Annotated in this window: 1 pseudogene; it reads right to left on the bottom strand. The window is 64.2% G+C overall.

The features are described from left to right. Positions 1-243, bottom strand: a pseudogene (locus tag SB753_RS40570) (pseudouridine synthase); the annotation flags it as partial.

The following is a 243-nucleotide window of genomic DNA, read 5'->3' as shown; positions in this document are numbered from 1 at the left end:
CTTCTTGCCCTCGCGCAGCACGAAGCGCAACTGCTCGCCGTTTTGCCAGCTGACCTGCGCGGGCTTGAGCGGGACGTCGTCGAGCGAGAGGCCGTGGCGCAGCAATTCGAGGCTTTCCGCCGGGAAGTGACTTTCGACGTCGACGGTATGCTCGCCGTAGGCGACGCGCACCAGATATTCCTTGTCGATCTCCGAATGCCCGCCGATCAGTTGCTTGGCGATGCGGCCGTCCTGCGTCAGCAC

Source organism: Paraburkholderia sp. SIMBA_053 (assembly GCF_046534895.1).
GTDB lineage: Bacteria > Pseudomonadota > Gammaproteobacteria > Burkholderiales > Burkholderiaceae > Paraburkholderia > Paraburkholderia caledonica.
Note: the sequence above shows the minus strand (reverse complement) of the source record. Positions and strands in the feature narration are given on the sequence as shown.